Source organism: Dethiosulfovibrio faecalis (assembly GCF_021568795.1).
Lineage (GTDB): Bacteria > Synergistota > Synergistia > Synergistales > Dethiosulfovibrionaceae > Dethiosulfovibrio > Dethiosulfovibrio faecalis.
Window position 1 is genome coordinate 1 of the sequence record NZ_JAKGUE010000033.1, and the last position, 1,981, is coordinate 1,981.

Sequence of the window (1,981 nt, forward strand, 5' to 3'; positions counted from 1 at the left end):
AAAAAACCTCCGACCTCTGCACGAAGACGGCTCCATCTTTTTTCTCTACCTGACGCCCTAAACTTCCATCGGACACGACATACCTCGATGAGGGAGAAGATGACGGAACAAAGTTTTCTACCGTCACTTGTTATGCCCCCTTTCGGGTTTTAAAAAGAGGCGGGAGGGAGCCCCCTCCCGCCTCTTTGGCCGAGTCGTCTAGTTCAATTAACGGAGCAGCGACAGGACGTTCTGCGGCAGCTGGTTGGCCTGAGCCAACATGTTGGTTCCAGCCTGGGAAAGGATGTTGAGCTTGGTGAAGTTCATCATTTCCTTGGCCATGTCGAGATCGCGGATGCGGCTCTCGGCGGAGGTCAGGTTCTGGCTGGCAACGGTCAGGTTGTTGATGGTGTGATCCAACCTGTTCTGATAGGCACCCAAGGCGCTTCTCTGGGTAGACACGCTGTCGATAGCGTTGTCGATAACGGTTATGGAACGGGCTGCTGACTCTCTGTCGGTGACGACTATGGAATCGACACCGAGAGCCCTGGCTCCCATGTTGCCCATACTGATACCCATGTCCTCGCCCTCGTTGGCACCGATCTGGAAGACGGTGCTGTTGTCGGCAAGGTGGAGGGTCGTCTCATACACGCTGGAGTCCCTGGTAAGCAGGAAGCCCTGAGCGGAATCAGACCATGCAACGGCTACGTTGGCCATGGCGTCGAACTCCACGTCTACGTTTTCGTGCACCACTCCGCGAAGCACGTTTCCGGTGATCTTGACGGCAGAAGCCACGGTGTTGCCGTTATGGGCGTCCTGAACGGTTATGCGGAACTCGTTCTCCTCAGAATCCTGGATCACGTTGAGACTCAGGGCGTTGATGACGTCCTCGTCTCCCGCAAAGGCAAGCTCTCCGGCCTTTCCTGCGACTACGCTACGGATTACCATGGTTCCCTCGACGGACTCGGGGCTGGATGCGGTAGCGTCGTCGACGAAGGAGACGAACATATCGGCATCGGCTCCGACGTACTTGGCCTGACCGAGATCGAAGGCGATGGCGTCGTTAAGCTTCTTGGCCACTTCGTTCAGGGTATCGGTGGAGTTGAGGGTTATTCCAGCCTTGGTACCGTCTCCCTGGGTTATGGTGATATCCTGAGAGTCCTCAAGGAGGAAGCGACCGTTGGCGTCCCAGAACTTATCCAGATCCCTGAGCGCAACGTCGCCCTTGGCGGTCTGACCGACGTAGGCCGCGGTAAAGGTAGCTCCAACGACGGCCGCCGCAGTCAAATCAGCTACGGAAGAGTTAAAGGAAACCTTGATATCCGACTGGAAGATCTTTCCGTTGGCCGTGTTCAGGTAGAAGGAACGGAAATGGACGTCCTTGGACTGAAGGGCAGTAGCATCCAAAGCGAAACCACGTTGCTGGGTCAAGCTAGCGGTGCTCCAGTTTCCGGCAGCAGCCCAATCCTCATCGATGTTAACATCTACGTTGAAACCGTCGGTGCCACCGGCGGCGGAACCGGCGAGATGCATAACTACTCGTCCACCTACATCGAAAGAGGCCGCTGCATTAGCCCCGGAAAGAGCCAAGGCAGCAGTCCCCATATCAAACCCGAGACCGGTGAAATTCGCCTTAGCGGCAGTGGTAAGGGTGAGGTTCTCGGACCTGTAGGTAGTAACTTCACCATCGGCATCCATCACGTAGGACTCGGCACGAACTACCACGATGTTGGACGAGGTGTTGACCGAGAGGACCTCGAAGGAGATGCTGGCCGCTGCGGCGTTGCCTACATACCCGGAACCGATACTTATATCTCCAGCGTTGTAACTCTGAATTGCCGCAGAAATTGCACCGACAGAAGTGCCAGCATTAGAAAGACCAGAGGTCTGAGTCATGGTATATTCTCCGGCGGGAAGACCGTCTACCGATACCCTCTCGAAACCGGCCTCGGTGTTCAGACCGACGTTCATGATGACGTTCTCATGCTTGATGGTGAAGATG

General features: G+C 55.8%; 1 protein-coding gene. It reads right to left on the bottom strand.

Features of this window, described 5'->3' with window-relative positions:
* Positions 1-207 precede the first annotated feature (207 nt).
* Positions 208-1,981: flagellin (locus L2W58_RS13145; RefSeq protein ID WP_274705055.1), on the bottom strand; the 1,774-nt coding region annotated here is incomplete at its 5' end.